This window comes from Alphaproteobacteria bacterium, from assembly GCA_016722515.1.
Taxonomy (GTDB): domain Bacteria; phylum Pseudomonadota; class Alphaproteobacteria; order Rickettsiales; family JADKJE01; genus JADKJE01.
Window position 1 is genome coordinate 733,822 of sequence record JADKJE010000001.1, and the last position, 18,485, is coordinate 752,306.

Here is an 18,485-nt window from a genome sequence, read left to right on the forward strand (position 1 = left end):
CCCCCCCCCCACACACAGGTCTGTCTATACACGCTCCACTGGGAGGTAGGAAAAAGCAGCCTTATCCCTATTTAGCTAACCAATTCCTAACGGCACTTGTCCCGGTTAAGAAGGTATCTTTGACAGGAGCAATAAAGGCTTTAGAGAATTTATAAAGATCCTGGGTAAAGAATTGGGACGTAATCGCTCTTACGATTCCCACAACCGAGTCTATAAATTTAACCATCAAATAGGCAAATAGCATAAAGAGTAGCACATTCCAGAAATTGACATATTTGCCATTCATGCCATCTTTAATCCGTTTGCAGCCATCTTGCTTTCTAGGATTCCAGTATGGAAATTCTTTAGCTGCCTGTGCTAAAACCGCTGAATTAGAATTTTCACAGTTAAAATCACCATATTTTTCAATACGATCACCGGCATTATGATCAATTGCGTAATAATTTAAATTAAGAATCATTAGGTTTTGCGGAATATATTCAGTCAAATCAACACTAAAGAAATCCTCAACCGTATCACTTATGTCCCATTCAATATCAAGCCATGATTGCCAACAAGCCCTAAAGCCCAAATTGGTATAGAGGGTTAAAAAGGTCATCCCCGTAAACAGACTGATAAACGCAAACAGGAAAACCGTCTGTAAGGCATACGCAATCCACGATTTAATGTACGACTTGAATATCTCACGTGTAATCTGGAACAACGAAAAACAAACAAAGAGCGGAAACAAAATAATAATGAATGACATAACCATAATGGCGATAACATACGTAACGGTCGCCTTGATGATCGCTAAAACGAAAAGGATAATCCCAATGTACATCCCAATAGCCAGGATGATTCCCCAAAAATCATCAAATACAACAGCTAGGATTTTCTGTAGTGTTTCAGGCGACAGAATGGTTTGCAATAAACCATCAAAAAATTCCATCGGATAGGCCGGGTCAAAATTGACTGGCGCAAAATAATTGCCAAAGCTGGTGGTATGGGAACCGGCAGTCGCATAAAGAGCCGTTAAAAAATAGCTTCCTTTGGTAAAAATACTAAAAAAGTAAAAATTGAAAAAATCCCAACTCTTGTCAGAAATAACCAGTGAAACCAAGGTCAATTTTATAATACGAATTAACAACTCTCCTTGAGTCATATCGATGAGACCAAGCATAAACATGATACTGGTGAAAATAATATACAGCACCAAGCACGCCTGGATAACTTTCTTAATTTCGCTATCTCTGACTAATTGTTTATATATACCAACAGTTACATTATCGAGAAAATCCTGAATAAAAGTCACCAGACGTTCAATGATAAAAAACTGGGGCTTCATAACCCCATCTTTTATGCGTGCTACATAATTTCCGGCATTATCTTCATAATGATCATCCATGATTTTAAAATATAGCCGGCCTCGTGGCGGCGACCCGATCTTGAATCCATTATCTCCGTGATAGGAAACATGGAAAACAATAAAGGGAGGTGGAGGATTTTTAGCAACCTCTAGCTTTTTCAAATCAGGCAAATTTCTAAGCAGATTAGTCCTATCATCATCTTGTATAGGAGCAATGAGGGCAAATAGGCCACAGCCTTTTTCAAACCAGCATACACCATTGCCAGTCCCCTGGTATGAAGTACCCGAATACACTGAATTGCAATCACAGGTACCCTGTACCTTATCTTTGTCACCCTTTTCCCAGGATGTCCACTGATCCGACCCTTCAACAGTTTCGGTCGAAATAACGAGTGGCCGCGATCCGGTAACGATGTAACCCGAATCCTCCCATTCGATCACTTCATTACTATCATTATTGTTAATAATATTAACACGATCACGCTCAGAAAACACTGTTACTTTAGGATAACCAAAATCATCTGGCTCAATACACTTAGATTGAGGATCGCCGCATCCGAAGAGCGGCAACCAAATCAATACTAATATTATCCTTCTGATCCACTGCATTTCACGCTAAACCTATAATCCTACGCTGGTTTCTATCATACTTGTTACCCGTTTTCTCCGCCTTCTTGGTCATTTTTTGCTAGGTATCTACTGTGCTTCTCTGCTTCTGAGAGAGGTCGTTTTTTGGAATCACTCCCCTTTTTCTCAGCATTAGCGGGATTTGTGGTACCTCCCATAAGACCTCTCTTCACAAAACCGGTAGTCTTATCTTTGGTAAAGTCAAACCCTTTGGTATAAATACCCTTGATTGGAGCAAATGCAGAACCAGTTGGGGTTGCAGCGGATCCACCCAAGGCAGATGTCGTAGCCAGACCTGAGACAGCATGAGCAACCATCACCATGAAATCGACAAACTTCTTCATTGCGTAGGCCACAATAATAAACATGAGCAAACTGAAGAAAATAAACGGTAAGCTCGCCGCCATATTACTCAGATTATCGACCGCGTCGTTTGATAAATAGAACGATATATCATGGTCGTTGGTAAATCCTTCCGGCAACCAATAATAAAAGAAACAGACCGTATAGCTGATAACTGGAATTTTAACCGGAATCACACATTTCCAACAGACACCAAAGCCCAGTATTTTGGTTAAAATAGCATATATCCAATAATGGAAAATAACCACAGAAGACATCACAAATATAGCGGTAAGGCTGTAGGTTACCATCTGCTTGTACCACCCGTCAAAGAGTGATTTTGTCTCCTGGAACAGCATGAAACAGAAAAAGAGCGGCGATACGATAAATAATAAGGTAAGCCCAATAATAGCCATAAGATAGGCGATAACCGCCTTAATGATCGCCCAAATATAGAAATAAATGCCCAATAAGAACAGCGCCAGATAAACCCATCCAATCGGCCCTGCAAACAACAGTCCTAGCAATTTATTCCAGGTATCTTGGTCAAATAATAAATTCAACGAATCCGACATAAAGGCAAAGTGCTTAACTTGTGTATGGGTATCAGAAAAGATCGAAAACACATGATCAATCACGGCAATCATGCCATCCATAAACAACTTAAATAAATACTGATTGAAATAATGCCAGCTTTGAGGTGAAATCAACGCCGCAACGATAGAAATCTTAATGATTCTAATTAACAAATCTGTCTGAGTAGCTGAAATCAAGCCAAACATATAGCCTATGCAGCTAAAGATCACGAATAAAACCAATAAAGATTGAACAATCTTTACCAGCGGCAAGTCAGGGCCACCCATCAAATTATTGAAAATGCCCTTACCTACATCATGCATGGTGCTTTCCACCGGATCGACAAGATTATCGATAACATTCACCACAAAATTATTATCATTTTCATGGCCATTGGATGCAATAGTCACGGTATATGAACCTTTATTATTCGTATAATCATGATCCTTTGCATCAATGATCGCTAGCCATAGGTTACCTTCGCTGGACGCATGAACCCTAGCTTGATTATTTTCATCAAAACCATACTGTTGACCCACTTCAAAAATACCGGGAGTTTGCTCAAATTGATAGGTGGCATCAGGATGATTTTGACCAATATAGCCATAGAGATATTCACCATTTCGGAAAGAACATCCTCCCGTAGCAATCGTGACTTTATAACCGTCCTTATTGTTAGAATAATCACCACCAGTCAGATCATCCGGCCTCGCTTGTACATTATGATCCTGGTCTGCATGCTTAATCTGCAAATAACCATCCTTGGGTGCCTGATACGAACCAATGGGTTTATTGATGCTATAATCAAAAAGTTCTGCATAGTCTTCATCGTTGGTATTATCAGCCGAGTTTGCCACCTGTACTAATAAACCGCGTCCTTCAAACGACTGGCAACCCGTATTCCAACGTTGGCTTCCCCGCCCGGATTCAGCGGTACAATCAGTCTCATTACCCCACATAGAATAAGAATTTAAAGCTGATATATCAATAATATCGCCTCTGTTTACTTTAACGCCTGGCACAGTATACCAATGACCATTTTGGGCGTTGAAGCCGTCATTGCCACTGCCCACGGTTGTGGTTCCACCACCACACAGGTTTATTAAGCCAGCCGGCAAAATAATAAGATCGTCCCCTGACTTTAACTTAACACCTGCCTTTACCCAATCTGGCTGAGCCCTCCTGGGGTCCGAACCGGCTCTATAAGATGGATTTTTGGAATAGACCGTTTTTTCACTTTGGTCAATATTAGAATAATCCCAATTATAAATACATTGATCCGAATGATCCTTATTGCATGCCGCTAATAAAAGCAATGTCATCGGCAGAAGCATGACCAGCGAGCGCGAAACGACTCGTTTCACGGACATTTGATTTAGAATATGTTGTATGTAACGTTTCTTCATACTAAACCCTATGTACTTTCTCCGCCACCAGCACCGCCACCAGCACCGCCACCAGCAACATCACCAGCGCCACTAGCACCAAGATTTTTCATATCTTGGGTTATACCTCTTGCAACATCAGCAGCCCCAGTGGCCTCAGCTGCAGTCTTAGCCGTTCCAGCAGCTCCACCCGAAACCTGTTTAGCAATACCTTCAAATGCCATTTTGCCCAAAACGACTCCGCTACTTACTGCTTTCCCGGCATATTTTTGTCCATAGGCTACGGCAGGAACACTGGAACTAGCGATATTACTTCTGATGTTTCCAGTTAATTCGGCTGCAAGACCCTTCAGGATTGAAAAGAAATGATAGAATAAGTAACTAAGCAACAGTAACTTTAATAATGCATAAAGAAGGTATTTCTGTTGTTTGAACAGGTCCCCATAGTCGTCAAAACCAGTAATGGCTATAAAATCAACATCCATGAGTTTCAACGGCTGCTCATTTAGATAATCAACCATTTGATTCATAATACATATAGGTGATTCAGGATCGCAATGATCGATATCAAGCGCTCCATCTTCGTTAAATGAGCGATCATATTTTTCAAGATCACCATACATAATCATATCAAAAGTCGTAAACATCATGGCTACATACGTGAATAAAACGAATGGAGTGATGATAAATGACAGAATCTCCTTAAACCATCCGTCAAAGAAAGGTTTGGTAACTTTGAATAAAACCATAGGAATCATCAACGGAGCAAAAAAGAGTAAAATCGAAGCCGCCATCACCGTCAAGATATACGTATGAATAATCTCGACAATCACCAAAATAAGGAAAAGCAGGAAGATGATCGCAAATATTAGTATCAATATGCCAAAAGGACCAGTAATCAGAGTAGCAAACGCAATCAGTATCAGTTTAAAGAAGTCTGCATAATTTCCGTTAAAGACGCCAAATCCCAAGTAATGAAGCACCTTACAATCTAGCTCAACCCACATTGCATAACGATGAATGCTTTCATCCGTCATAAACGAATACTGTCCGGATGGGCTGATCGCCTTCACAAAGCTGCAGACATTATTTAATTGAGCCGCCGTATGCTCAGCATAACTATAACCACCCGCAGCAATCATCGACGCCGTTAGCGATTGTTCGAGACCTATAATATTAAAGTACCATGCCTCAAGCCCTGTACCGATAGCAAACCAGCCAACCAGTGATAATTTTAAGACTAACCATAAAATTTCACCCTTCCCTTTATCTAATCCACCCAATTGTCCCAGCATGACTTTATAGCAAAACAAAATCACATAAAGCACCATAGCCGCCACCACACTTCCTCTCATCAACTCACGGAATTGCTGGAATGGTGTTTGGGTTGTCGCTATCCCTCGACAATTATACTGACCACTATAGAAAAGCGTTTGGACCGTTTCTTGGACACACTGTACAACCGGAGCCGTAAACTGGAAATCATGGGTAATAAACTTGCCAAGAGTCGTGTCTGTATTTATCTGATCTTTATATTTATTAATACCTGGAACCCCATCGGTCCACCAGGTATAGCAACTCTTAGGTATCCACGACGGGAAACACACACAGTTGGCATCTGCTGGAGAGAGATTGTCATTGATAATATAACCCAATGCTTCTGGACACATCGCTCCAGGCCATATGGTTCTTCCAACATCAACACATCCCCTATTACCCCAATCAACATCGGTAATTAAGACGTTTGCTTGTGCACAAAGTTGATCACCCCTTCTAAAGGCCTCAACATTGGTTACACCCAATATAGTCGACTCACCATCGTACATGGTTGAACAAAATTCAGTGATACCATCGTTCAAACAAACCTTAATGGTAGAGGTTTCTGGTGGACGGCCTTTGATCACATTTTTCGTGTCTTCAATGCACATAACCACCAATGGCTGCAGGCCCTGCTCAATCAATTTGATATGATGTACCTCTTCTCCACTATCATATTTATGGAATTGTTTATAAACAAGATCTGCATCGTTTCCAGATAAATTAAGGTCTGCAATCCAGGCATCAACTTCACTTGGAAGTGGACATACATGATCTGAACCTAATCCACCTGGTAAAATATCAACACCTTCTGGAAGAATAGATGAAGAGGCGTGAGCAATGGCTGGGCTCATCAGCAGAATGAGCCTTAATAAAAACCACAACATAATTTTAGTCAACTTACTTTGACTGTTCATTTTGTTTTACCCGCTGCAAAAATAAAGATAACCATTTATTAGGATGGTCACCCACTTCTGCTCGTATTTCATCAAGCATAATAACCGTATCAGCCCTTCCAGACAGTACATTGATCGCATTGACCATACCACCCAAATTGAGCCTCGCCACAACTGAACTCATGCCTTGTTTTATTAAAAAACAACGGCTTCCTGGATCAGTGTTTTTTACGATGACAAACTCTCGGTCTGACAACATAAAGGACTTTTTGTATTCCTGCGTCGCCTTAAGATTTGGCAAAAAGATCTGCGTTGCTGTCTGCTGTACCAGGGTATCACTGATACTGCTTTTACTTGCATCTTCAACGCTTTGCGTGGCAAATACCACCATTGCATTCAATTTCCGCATCACTTTAAGCCAGTCTTTAATTTTCGGAGCAAACACCGGATTATCAATCAATGCCCATGCTTCATCAAGCACGATCATGGTCGGCGTTCCATCCAAAGACAAGCTAATACGATGGAAAAGATATAATAAAATGGGAGATAAAGCCAGCTTATCTTTTAATACATGCCCCATTTCAAACCCGTAAACCGCAGCTTTACCAAAATCAACCATGTCTTTTTCATTGTCAAAAATATGGGCATGCGATCCTTTGTTATGCCAGATTGCAAGCCTTCCAGCAAGGCTTCCCGGTGTTTCCACGCCTAGGAATGGCGCAATATTCCGCAAACGCCTGTCTTTAAACTCAAGCTTATAATTACCATTTATTGCAGAATTTAATATCTCAACTTCATGGGCCGTCACAACCTCACCGTGGGCACTTACCAGAGCCTGGAGCCACTCCTGGAGGAAAGTTCTGTTTTCAGATGTATCTGGAAGTTGCAACGGATTAAAACCACACGGTCTTCCAGGATCCAAAATATTATAACTACCCTCAATCGCCCTTAAGAAAATCTCTGCACCGCGATCTTTATCAAAAAAGAACATCCGTGGTTTATATTTCAGTGCCTGGGTACATAAAAAATTCATCAATACGGTTTTACCCGAACCGGTAGGCCCGATAATGGTGGTATGGCCAACATCGCGAACATGGAAATTGAAATAATAAGGAGTGCCGGAAGTGGTATCAAATACGGTTACCGCATCTCCCCAGTGATTGCCCTTTGCTTTTCCCGAGGGAAAATTATGCATCGATGAAAATCCTGCCAAATTCATGGTATTAACCACCGCTTTACGTGCAAGATAATCATAATTTCCAGGCAGTTGCCCCCAGAAACAGGCTTCCATATTTACTTCTTCACGTACACCAATGGCTCCCATATTCGTGACTTCTACCGTTACCATTGACATTGCCTGATCTAGTTTACGCGTCGAATCCTCCAGTGCAAGCACTGTTAAATGATGATCACCGAAACCAATTTCACCACTCATAGCCATATCAAGGGCACTGGTAATCTCAGCAATTTGTGAAATAGCTTTATCGCCCGCTTGAATCATTCGATTTTGTTGAAGACGCATTTTATTAATCGCATTTTGACGATTAGTAAATACAAATGACTGGCTAACAATCAACTCAAATGGCATCTGCAAGAACCCATCCAGCATCCCCGCATGGGTGTGAGGTGGGTATTCCTTCACGCTGACAATTCCAGCAAATCGGCTCATTGTCGGGCCTTTAACTTCAATGGCTTTATGCCCAAAATAAAGTCTGTGAGTGGGTAAGTAATGGCTCAAATCCATATTTGGAACCAATTTCTCACTGGTTTCACCGCAATTAACCAACGCCGACAGAAACTTCAAAATATCACAGGTAGGACCATCTGGGGTTTCTTTAACTCCCAAGACTTCAGGACCGTAATCCCTTAAGGTATTCAAGAGTTGCATTGTGGCTTCTTGAAGATCTTCTTCAAGCTCACGCATACCTCTTTCCCAGGCACCTTTATCGGTTTGGTATTCAAGTTTTTTTAACAAATGCTCAAAATAGGCCACACCTGCCGTGTCCGGCTTTCTGATAACCGTTACATAGATATCATTGACGAAACATTGTTCACGCATATGTTTCTGGTGCCATACTTTGGCCAATTGATTGGCAAAAAAACTGGGCACTTCATATTCTGGCTCCGATGTATCAAATACATTTTGCCGCCTTCGTATCACATGAAAATAAAGCGCAAACTCGCCCGAAGCCATGCTCTTGAACAAGAGATTACGTACATTCTTACAGATATCGACGTTTTCATCATCCATGGTTTGAAACGGCAAACCATCTATTTTAATCACTTTGACCAACTCGTTACGTTTTGTCAAAATAGTTTCCTGATTCCAGTGGCATAAATAAGGAATAAATTCAGCCCCAGAAAGTTCTTTCTCTTCTACATGCTGCGTTGGAAGTGCATTAGTTTTTAAAATGTGGAACATTAGAATGCATCATATGAGTTAGTGCCATTATGAAAAGAGCGATTTCTGCATTTCATACATTTTTGACCGCGGATCATGTAAAGCTGGATAAATAAAGGCTCGTGACGTGTTAACAGGAAGCCTATTGCGTGGATCACACAGATACACAATACCATCCCGATAATGTTGGAGCTATTGATCATATAGACCATATTAGCCAGCAGATTAAGGGCAAAGAACATATAACTCACCCCAAACATCATGGGGGGACGCGTAAGTCCAAGAAAGAGTGGATCGGTCTTCAATCGCCCTGTTTCTGCCATAAAACACCTAACTCGTTGATATTACCCTATTCTACCTTCGCAAACATCTGAACGCAAGTCCCATGCTGTAATGCGCTTTCTGGTAGTATAACGCATTATTATTAAGAGTATTTTACCAGATAAACGTGAAGAAAACATGACACCCCATCCGCAGAACAACTTATTTTCTTATATTTCAATACGTTAATCACCTTTTTCTTTTCTTAACTTTTGCCAATAAGCCAGTCTTTTAACAATTTCACGCTCAAAACCTCGCTCCTGCGGCTCATATAGAACCTGCCTTCCCATCCCTTCAGGAAAATAATGCTGCCCTGAAAAACCATCGGGGTCATCGTGATCATAATGATAGCCATCGGAGTAACCTTCTTCTTTCATAAAAGAAGTAGGTGCATTAAGGATATGCTTTGGCGGCATTACCGATCCTGTTTTTGCCGCTAAGGAATAGGATGCCTTATAAGCGAGATAATTACGGTTGGATTTTGGAGCAGTAGCGAGATACAAGACAGCCTGAGATAATGCAAGTTCTCCCTCTGGTGATCCCAAAAAATGGTAGGCGTCCTTGGCCGCTACAGCCTGAGTTAATGCCTGTGGATCTGCCAACCCAATATCTTCCACTGCAAAACGGATTAATCTTCTGGCTATAAAGAGTGGATCTTCTCCCCCCTGCAACATCCGTTGCATCCAATAAAGCGCAGCATCGGGATCCGATCCACGTAACGATTTATGGAAGGCACTGATAAGATTATAATGCCCTTCTTTATTTTTATCGTAAATTGGCCGTCTCTTTTGCAAAAGTGCTTTAATCTGGGTAGCTGACAACGTGCCTCTTGGATTAAAAGCCAATAAATCTTCAAACAATGCCAATGCGTATCTGCCATCACCATCGGCTAATTCCCCCAGGTATTCTATGGCATCTTCTGTTAAATTAAATGAAGGATGCGTAAAATTAGTAGCCCGGGCAAAGAGTTGCTTAAGATCATCGCGTTCAAGCCGCTTAAGTGTCAACACTCGACAACGCGATAGCAACGCCGAATTAATTTCAAAAGACGGGTTTTCGGTAGTCGCCCCTACAAAAATAACCGTTCCTTTCTCAACAACAGGCAAAAGATAATCCTGCTGCGAACGATTAAAACGATGCAATTCATCAACAAACAAAATCGTATGTTTCCCACAATCTCGATGTGCCTCGGCTTCACGGAATGCTGATTTTAAATCCTGAATCCCACCTTCTACCGCAGAGACTGCCCTAAATTCATAACCAACTTCCTTTGCTAATAACCGCGCTATTGTGGTTTTACCGCAGCCAGGAGGCCCCCACAAAACCATCGAAAAAAGTTGGCGGTTAGCCACCATTTGCGAAACCAAACCCTGTTCACCCAAGATATGCTGCTGGCCAATAACTTCAGTCAGCGAATGCGGGCGTAATCGCTCAGCCAATGGCTCTTTTTGAGAATCAGCGGCTGACGAGAGGCCTGATAATTCTTTAAACAATGATTGAGAATCACTCACAGATTATCCTATCGAATCAGCAATGATGCTGTTTCTCCATTGCGTTCAATAACCACTTTCCATGAAGATGCTGGCTGACTGATAAGCGCATTAAACTGCTTAACAGACTCAATTTTAATACCATTAATCTCTTTGATGATATCGCCTTTCTTCAAGACATAACGTGCCTTGTTAGGGGCATTATAGACAACAACTCCCTTTTTAAATGGGTCAGCCTCAATCTCTAAAGCAAGTTTGGGAGAAAGATTGGCAATGGTTATCCCCGAAAATAATGCACCGGTTTGATAGCTACGCTTATCCGCAGCTGGCTCTTCCTTAGCTTCTTGTAAGAGCATTTTAGACTTAATTTTTTCCTGACCTCTCACGACATCTAATAGGACTGTTTTACCGATTTTTTCAGTAGCCATACGATAATTAAGCGCCTGATAATCTTCAATGTTCAAACCATCCAGTGCCATAATAATATCACCTTTTTGCAACCCCGCTTTTTCAGCTGAGCTTGCCGGATATATATTAGAAATAAGCGCTCCGGCAGGAGATGATAATCCTAATTTATTGGCAATATCACTGGTTAAAGGTTGAAAAGCCGCACCTAACCATGGTCTTCTTACTTGCCCGCCCTGCTCGTAACTACGAATCACATAATCCACCATATTAGCGGGGATAGCAAACCCAATACCATGTGAACCACCCGAGCGTGAAAAGATTGCGGTGTTGACCCCGGCTAATTTTCCATCCATGGTAACGAGAGCACCACCCGAATTTCCAGGATTAATCGGTGCGTCGGTCTGAATAAAAAACTGATAATCCGTGATGCCAACATTGGTACGCGACAACGCCGAAATTATACCATTAGTTACTGTCTGGCCTACACCAAAAGGATTACCGATAGCAAGCACAATATCACCCACTTCAAGCGCATCCGAATTGATCAGCTCAAGCGCAGATAAGGTTTCATTTTTTGTATCAATTTTAAGCAATGCCAAATCAGCTTTTTCATCGGTTAAAACCACCTTCGCATCAAATTCCCTGCGATCCTGCAATACCACAGTTACTTCCTGTGAGTCTTTGATGACATGGTTACTGGTGATAATCAAACCATTAGGCCTTATAATCACACCCGACCCCAAGGATCGCTCTATCTTTTGTTTAACATAGGGCGCAAATAGTTGCTGGCCAAATAACTCTCTAAGGGCTGGATCATTTAATAATGGCGCATACCCTTTCTCAAGAACTTTACGTTTCGTATAAATATTAACAACAGCAGGAACGGTCCTTTTGACAACCGGTGCATAGGAATATTGAATCTGAGCTTTATTATCAGGTACTGTTTTTTGAATCAATTGTGCATTTGCCGGAACCGCAGATACTACCAGGGCAATCATCCCTACGAACCGAATGCTTCTTAACATCATACGCGCATTTTTCATGCTCAATCTCCTACTACCTTTTATTTCTAAATCCCCACTAAGACAATTCCCAGCGAATCCGCTTGTTCTACGACAGCTTCCTTTTCAACAACAAGGCACTCGCCTGCTTCAACAACAATACCCACCAGACCAGCCTCATGAGCATGAATGATTGTTGATACGCCAATGGTTGGCAAGTCCACTCGTCTTTCTTGTAAACGCTTCTTCATCTTGATAAGTATACCACCCTTTGATTCTTTGCGGTAGAGTGCGCATCGATGGATTAATTGATCCGTTCCTTCGGGACCCTCTATCCCCAAAACCTGCCCCTGGTAGACAATAACTGCCTGTCCGATATCAAAAGGACTTAAGTTCAATAAAACGTTCTTTCCAAGATCAATATCAGAAGTGAGTGAGGATGAAAGTTCGATATTACCCCAGACCCCCTTGGGTGCAACGAGGTCTTTCAAGATCGTATCAACCCCAACCACACGAATATGATGCTGCTCTAAAAAATGAACAACTGTGCTTAAAACAGTATCGTCTCCCAGTACTTTTTTAGTAATTATTTTAGCCAGCAGCTTCATACCCAGGCTGTCAGGAACTAATTCTTTCCAAACAGGGCGTTTAATATGCCCGACCATAACCACTTCTTCTACGTTGTGCGCACGCATGACTTCAAGAAAATGCCCTACCTTCGCGATGGGGATTTCGACATGGGAATAGTGCTGATACTGGCTCGCATTTGCCTCTTCCGAAAGAGTAATAACCAGAAAAGGCCTTTGTTGTTGCTGGCAAGCAGTCATGACTCGTTGCGGGATGTCCCCTTGTCCAGCTATAATTCCTAAACACCCGGTATGGGTAGTTTCCGTCAAGCACTAATCTCCGATGGTTGACAAAGAGGCCTAGATGTATCCGAACGTATAAAATCAATGATTTCCATCACTAATTCATTATCCTTAAAGCGCGAGATGACATCATCCACACGTTCACTGAGCGTACCTTCAGGCGAAAAAAGCAGGCGATAGGCGCTGCGCAATGTATGTATATCATCCCGCGAAAAATTACGTCTTTTAAGCCCAATGATATTTAAACCCGACAAAAAAGCCCTATCACCAATCGTCGAACCATAAGGAATCACATCGCTTTCAACGGCAGACATTCCACCTATCATCGCATGCGATCCTATTCTTACTCGCTGTAACACGCCGGAGAGTCCACCAATGATAGCAAAATCACCAACAGAAACATGCCCTGCCAGAGTGGCATTATTGGCCATAATGACGCTATCGCCGACCACGCAATCATGGGCAACATGTGTCGAAGCCATAAATAAACAATTATGTCCAACGGTTGTTTTTAAACCACCACCTTCAGTACCAGGATTCATCGTGACATACTCACGGATCATATTATTGTCGCCAATAATTAATTGAGAGGCTTCACCTTTGAATTTTAGATCCTGCGGACGATGACCCAGCGATGCAAATGGAAAAATATGACACCCTTTGCCGATCGTGGTGTTTCCGACAATCACTACATGCGATTCTACCCGACAATTATCTCCAATTGAGACATCTGGCCCAATGTAAGAAAAAGGTCCTACATAACAACCTGATCCTATCTTGGCTCCAGGCTCTAGAATCGCACTCGAATGTATTTCTGTTTTCTGCATAAATTCCTGTCTTTTGAAATAGGCCTATTCCTGTGGAGTAGGTGATTTATCGGCAATCATGGCTGTAAACTCAGCTTCAGCCACATCAACGCCGTCAACACGCGCAATTCCTTTGAACTTCCATACACTGCGACGATGCTGAAGATTAATGGTTTCTATAATCATGGTATCTCCTGGTCGCACAGGCTTACGAAATTTTGCTTCAGAGATCGACATAAAATAGACCGCTTTCTTATCTTCATCGGCTTTCATATTCAGGCTTTTGAGCACCAAAGCTGCCGCGGTTTGTGCCATCGCTTCCACGATGAGAACTCCTGGCATGATCGGATCATCTGGAAAATGCCCCACAAAATGAGGCTCATTAAAGGTAACATTTTTAATACCTTTAGCACTTTTAAATTCAACGACATCTATAATTTTGTCTACAAGCAAAAAGGGGTAACGATGCGGCAATAATGTTAATATTTCACTATATAAAATGGTTTTACTTTCGACATGCGCTTCCATTAGTAACATCCTAATTTATTGATACCTATCGTCATAATTATTATAATTATCATAATCTTCTTCATCGTTATGATAACTACCTGGACGCTTGCGAATGAGCTTTTTGATGGCCATCACCTGCTGTAACCATTCTTTCATAGGTACGGCAGGAATACCACCCATTTTTTCACCAGGCCTAATATCATCGCTAACACCACTTTTAGCAGCGATTTGTACGCCATCACCGATTCTGAGATGTCCAGCGATACCAACCTGACCACCACATACAACGTAATTTCCAAGTTTAGTACTTCCGGCAATCCCCACTTGTGACACAATCACGCAGCCTTTACCCATTTCAACATTATGACCTATCTGCACCAGATTATCGATCTGCGACCCCTCACCAATAATAGTATCGGGACCAGATCCTCTATCAATAGTGGTATTAGCTCCAATCTCCACATAACTATGGATAATCACGCGCCCCAATTGAGGGACTTTAACATGCACCCCCTTGTGGGTTGCAAAACCAAAACCATCCTGCCCGATTCTGACTCCGGGGTGAAGCACAACAAAGTCGCCGATGATGGAGCAAAATACCGTACAATTAGCATGGATAACCGAATCGTGGCCAATAACCACATTCCTGCCAATAATAACATTGGGACCAATGTAACATCTCTCACCAATTTTTGCCCCGTCTTGAACATGCGCACCTGGTTCAACACACGTTCCACCACCAATGGTCGCTGAAGGTGAAATAAACGCTTGAGGCGAAAGGCCCGGGCTAAAAACAATCTGTGGATAGAACGAATTCGAAATCTTTGCAAATGAATAATAAGGATTTTCCGACACCAATGGAATAACGGTGTCAGGAATAAGATCCAAATTGCGCGGATGTATAATACATGCCGTAGCTAGACATTTTTGCAATACGGTCATGTATTTAGGATTACTGAAGAACGTAATATCCTTGCTTCCTGCACGATCCAAAGGCTTCACATCTTCAATAATAACACCTTGAGGGGTGCCCTCAACAAGCTGGCACTCCCCAATTTTTGCTATATCTTCAATCGACTTAGGACCTGAATACTGGAAAAACGCTCTATCCACCATAATTAGTTACCTTTTTTTGAGTCCTGTTTAGAGGTTTTCTTGGCATCACCAGATTTTTTATCTGATGAATCAGAGACAACGATGGTTACTTTTGGCAATTTAGCGTCCAATTGTTTTTTAACATCATCGGTAATATCGAAACTAGGATTGGTATAGAAAGTATTATTTAACGGCATAACCAAATCAATACCTTGTTGTTTGGCCAGGTTATTAATAATATCTTTAACCGCATTTTGAATTTTGTTATTGGCATCAGCAAGTGATTTATCCAATTTTTCACGGTCATCCTGCACCTTATGTTGCGCAGCAATATACTGATCTTTAAATTCTTTTCTTTTTTGTTCAAAAGCATCTGCAGACAATACATTTTTCTGAGTGCCCAGTTCCTTCTCTTTTTTGCCCAGCTCTTCTTCCTGCTTGGCTACATCTTTACGATATTTATCAGTCAGGGCTTCCAGCTGACGTTTAGCATCTTGAGCAGCCAGCGATTCTTTCATGATACGTTGTGTATCAACTACAGCAATCTTCTTTGCTGCTGGAGCCGCTGCAGGCGCCACAGCTGCTGCTGTGGTTTGTGCACATACCTGAGACACGGATGACATCAGCATCAGCGATGATGTTGCCAAGATAACGGTTAATAGTGTTTTTTTCATAAGCATAACTCCTGTTTAAATCCTTAAAATTGTGTACCAAAATTGAAACGAATAAGTTCTGTTTCGTCAAAATCTTCTTTCTTGATGGCCTCAGCTAAATCAATCCGAATTGGACCAAGCGGAGAACTCCAAGCAAGACCTGCACCAACAGATACTCTGAGTGAATTGCTATCTTGTAAGGTTGCACCTGAATCATCTGTTCCCCACAGTGATCCTGCATCCACAAAAATAGCACCACGTAACCCTAACTCATCAGGCGTACCTAAAGGAAATTCAAGCTCCGTGGTTCCAACATAATAATTATTCCCGCCCAACGCATCTGCTGTTGCACTATCGCGAGGACCAACCCCCGAACTTTTGAATCCCCGAACTTGCTGACCACCGACAAAGAAGCGATCACTTAAGCGAACATCTTCGCCCCCCCAACCAAAGATATTTCCACCTTTTCCAACCAGCTTAAACACAACATCATCTGTAAGGACCGGAAAGAAAACACCAGTTCTGAGCTCATTGCGGATGAATTGTCCATCGCCACCAACACCGGCGAACTCCTGATTTAACCGCAGATAATAACCTTTACTAGGATTGAATTTACTATCTCTTTTATCATACATTAGGGTATGCCCGATAGAAGACGTTGTATGCTCACCTTGCTGAGCCTGAACAAAGACCGATGATGCTGCATTAACATCCTGAATATCATCTTTACGCAACGAATAGTGCACCGAGTGCGTTAAATATTCTGTAATATCATACGAGGCTCTTAATGTTCCCCCAACGGTATCAATGCTATAGGAACTCTCATCCGTATTATCTCTTGATATTTTAAACACGTCGAAACCTGCTGCAATGTTTCTATCCATGAAATAAGGCTCGGTAAACCCAAGATCAATCTGCATCCCACGCTGACCACGCTCAAAACTCAATTTAAGATCTTGGCCTTTTCCTAAGAGGTTCCGCTCACGAATACTGACATTTCCAACGATACCATCGGTCGTGGAATAACCTGCACCGAATGTCAATTCGCCGGTTGATTTTTCTTTAACATTAACATCAATATCCACTTTGTCAGGATACTGGGTTGGCTTGTTATCAACATTGACCCTCTCAAAGAAAGCTAAATTCTGGATACGTTCTTTAGAACGACGAATCTGTTCTGCATTGTATGGATCACCCTCTTGAATTCTGAATTCGCGACGGACCACCTTATCAAGTGTTCTGTTATTGCCATTGATATCAATACGGTTAACGTATACCTTTGGCCCTTCTTTGATTTGATAAACGACTGAAACGGTACGCGCCTTAGCATCTCTCTTGTACTGAGGGTCAACATCAGCAAAAGCGTAACCGTGATCGGTCGCATACTCAACTAAAGAATCCACAGATTTTTCAACCTGTTTGGCATCAAACAACTGCCCTTTTTTGGTTTTGACCTTTTCCATCAGCTTGTTTTTTTCAAGATTTTTGAAAGCGCTGTTGACGGAAATGTCACCAAAATTATATTTGATTCCCTCATCCACGGTATAGGTTACGATAAACCCATCCTGCTTAGGATTAAGGTCGGACGTAACGGAAACAACCTGGAAGTCCGCATATCCTCGTTGGACATAGAATTTTCTGAGCAATTCTTTATCGAAAGATAGTCTGTCGGGATCATAGGTGTCGGTACTGGAAAAGAAGCGGTACCAATGCGACTCTTTGGTGCTTACAATCCCCAGAAGCCTGTTATCCGAAAAATGTTTATTACCCACAAAGAGTATTTGATCAACATTGGCTTTAGGCCCTTCTTCAATCTCATAGACAAGGTCAACCCTGTTTTGATCTTTATTGATAATTTTTGGCTCCACCTTCACTGCGTAACGACCATGCTGACGATACACTTCCTGAAGGCGTTTTACATCGGCTTGTAATTTAGATTTCGTATAAACCGAACGTGGCGTCAATTTGATTTCCGGCAATAATTTATCATCTTCAATCCGTTTGTTTCCTTCAAAGCTAACTTGTGAAACAACTGGGTTTTCAACTACGGTTACCTCAACTTCATCGCCACGTAATCGAGCATCTACATCACCAAAGAGCCCTGTTTCATAAAGGTGTTTTACACCTTCGCTGAGTTTTGCATCATCAAAATCAGAACCAACTGGCATCGCTAGATAATTTTCTATCGTGCTTTTTTCTATCCGCTGATTACCTTTAACACGGATAGCGGCAATCTTGATACGCTGCGAACTGACTGCCACCGATTCAGACCGCGCTTCAGCCATCTGTAAACCGCCCAAATCAGTACTGGCTTTTTCCGATTCGAGCGATGAGGTTTTATCAGCACTACGACCTATAGATGTGGCAAACGCAGTTGAGAACCACAGCGATTGACACAAAAGAAACGCCAAACTAACACAACGCATAAAACGAAACATAC

Annotated in this window: 13 protein-coding genes; all 13 read right to left on the reverse strand. The window is 41.9% G+C overall.

Annotation, left to right across the window (positions count from 1 at the left end):
* Positions 1-67: 67 nt before the first annotated feature.
* A complete protein-coding gene (locus tag IPP74_03305) occupies positions 68-1,957 on the reverse strand; it encodes a type IV secretion system protein (protein MBL0318319.1) in 1,890 nt (629 codons plus the stop codon).
* A 44-nt stretch (positions 1,958-2,001) separates the two neighbouring features.
* A complete protein-coding gene (locus IPP74_03310) occupies positions 2,002-4,299 on the reverse strand; it encodes a type IV secretion system protein (GenBank protein MBL0318320.1) in 2,298 nt (765 codons plus the stop codon).
* A gap of 8 nt (positions 4,300-4,307) precedes the next feature.
* Positions 4,308-6,512: a type IV secretion system protein gene (locus IPP74_03315; protein MBL0318321.1), complete on the reverse strand. Its 2,205-nt coding sequence runs from the start codon at positions 6,510-6,512 to the stop codon at positions 4,308-4,310.
* Positions 6,496-8,913, reverse strand: a complete 2,418-nt coding sequence (locus IPP74_03320) for a VirB4 family type IV secretion/conjugal transfer ATPase (GenBank protein MBL0318322.1) — start codon at positions 8,911-8,913, stop codon at positions 6,496-6,498. The genes IPP74_03315 and IPP74_03320 overlap by 17 nt, the downstream gene beginning before the upstream one ends.
* Positions 8,913-9,215: a VirB3 family type IV secretion system protein gene (locus tag IPP74_03325; GenBank protein MBL0318323.1), complete on the reverse strand. Its 303-nt coding sequence runs from the start codon at positions 9,213-9,215 to the stop codon at positions 8,913-8,915. The genes IPP74_03320 and IPP74_03325 overlap by 1 nt, the downstream gene beginning before the upstream one ends.
* A gap of 183 nt (positions 9,216-9,398) precedes the next feature.
* On the reverse strand, positions 9,399-10,706 hold the full coding sequence (locus tag IPP74_03330) for a replication-associated recombination protein A (GenBank protein ID MBL0318324.1): 1,308 nt from the start codon (positions 10,704-10,706) through the stop codon (positions 9,399-9,401).
* Between the two features lie 26 nt (positions 10,707-10,732).
* Positions 10,733-12,109: a Do family serine endopeptidase gene (locus tag IPP74_03335; GenBank protein ID MBL0318325.1), complete on the reverse strand. Its 1,377-nt coding sequence runs from the start codon at positions 12,107-12,109 to the stop codon at positions 10,733-10,735.
* A 71-nt stretch (positions 12,110-12,180) separates the two neighbouring features.
* Entirely contained in the window at positions 12,181-13,008 is an 828-nt protein-coding gene (gene lpxI / locus IPP74_03340) for a UDP-2,3-diacylglucosamine diphosphatase LpxI (protein MBL0318326.1), read from the reverse strand.
* Complete coding sequence (gene lpxA, locus IPP74_03345; GenBank protein MBL0318327.1) at positions 13,005-13,808, reverse strand: acyl-ACP--UDP-N-acetylglucosamine O-acyltransferase; 804 nt, start codon at positions 13,806-13,808, stop codon at positions 13,005-13,007. Before lpxA ends, lpxI begins: the two co-directional genes overlap by 4 nt.
* 24 nt (positions 13,809-13,832) lie before the next feature.
* The gene (fabZ, locus tag IPP74_03350; protein MBL0318328.1) at positions 13,833-14,324 is read right to left on the reverse strand and encodes a 3-hydroxyacyl-ACP dehydratase FabZ; all 492 of its coding nucleotides are present in this window, start codon (positions 14,322-14,324) and stop codon (positions 13,833-13,835) included.
* Between the two features lie 6 nt (positions 14,325-14,330).
* Positions 14,331-15,413, reverse strand: a complete 1,083-nt coding sequence (gene lpxD, locus IPP74_03355) for a UDP-3-O-(3-hydroxymyristoyl)glucosamine N-acyltransferase (GenBank protein MBL0318329.1) — start codon at positions 15,411-15,413, stop codon at positions 14,331-14,333.
* Positions 15,414-15,415: 2 nt separating this feature from the next.
* On the reverse strand, positions 15,416-16,066 hold the full coding sequence (locus tag IPP74_03360; GenBank protein MBL0318330.1) for an OmpH family outer membrane protein: 651 nt from the start codon (positions 16,064-16,066) through the stop codon (positions 15,416-15,418).
* A gap of 23 nt (positions 16,067-16,089) precedes the next feature.
* Positions 16,090-18,483 carry an outer membrane protein assembly factor BamA gene (bamA, locus tag IPP74_03365; GenBank protein MBL0318331.1) on the reverse strand — a complete coding sequence of 798 codons (2,394 nt, stop codon included), beginning with the start codon at positions 18,481-18,483 and terminating at the stop codon, positions 16,090-16,092.
* Between the last annotated feature and the right edge of the window lie 2 nt (positions 18,484-18,485).

What these genes read in the sequence shown, in the direction of transcription:
- IPP74_03305 (MBL0318319.1), bottom strand. Translation starts at nt 1,957, where the DNA reads ATGCAGTGGATCAGAAGGATAATATTAGTATTGATTTGGTTGCCGCTC.
- IPP74_03310 (MBL0318320.1), bottom strand. Translation starts at nt 4,299, where the DNA reads ATGAAGAAACGTTACATACAACATATTCTAAATCAAATGTCCGTGAAA.
- IPP74_03315 (MBL0318321.1), bottom strand. Translation starts at nt 6,512, where the DNA reads ATGAACAGTCAAAGTAAGTTGACTAAAATTATGTTGTGGTTTTTATTA.
- IPP74_03320 (MBL0318322.1), bottom strand. Translation starts at nt 8,913, where the DNA reads ATGTTCCACATTTTAAAAACTAATGCACTTCCAACGCAGCATGTAGAA.
- IPP74_03325 (MBL0318323.1), bottom strand. Translation starts at nt 9,215, where the DNA reads ATGGCAGAAACAGGGCGATTGAAGACCGATCCACTCTTTCTTGGACTT.
- IPP74_03335 (MBL0318325.1), bottom strand. Translation starts at nt 12,109, where the DNA reads ATGATTGCCCTGGTAGTATCTGCGGTTCCGGCAAATGCACAATTGATT.
- lpxA (MBL0318327.1), bottom strand. Translation starts at nt 13,808, where the DNA reads ATGCAGAAAACAGAAATACATTCGAGTGCGATTCTAGAGCCTGGAGCC.
- fabZ (MBL0318328.1), bottom strand. Translation starts at nt 14,324, where the DNA reads ATGTTACTAATGGAAGCGCATGTCGAAAGTAAAACCATTTTATATAGT.
- lpxD (MBL0318329.1), bottom strand. Translation starts at nt 15,413, where the DNA reads ATGGTGGATAGAGCGTTTTTCCAGTATTCAGGTCCTAAGTCGATTGAA.
- IPP74_03360 (MBL0318330.1), bottom strand. Translation starts at nt 16,066, where the DNA reads ATGAAAAAAACACTATTAACCGTTATCTTGGCAACATCATCGCTGATG.
- bamA (MBL0318331.1), bottom strand. Translation starts at nt 18,483, where the DNA reads ATGTTTCGTTTTATGCGTTGTGTTAGTTTGGCGTTTCTTTTGTGTCAA.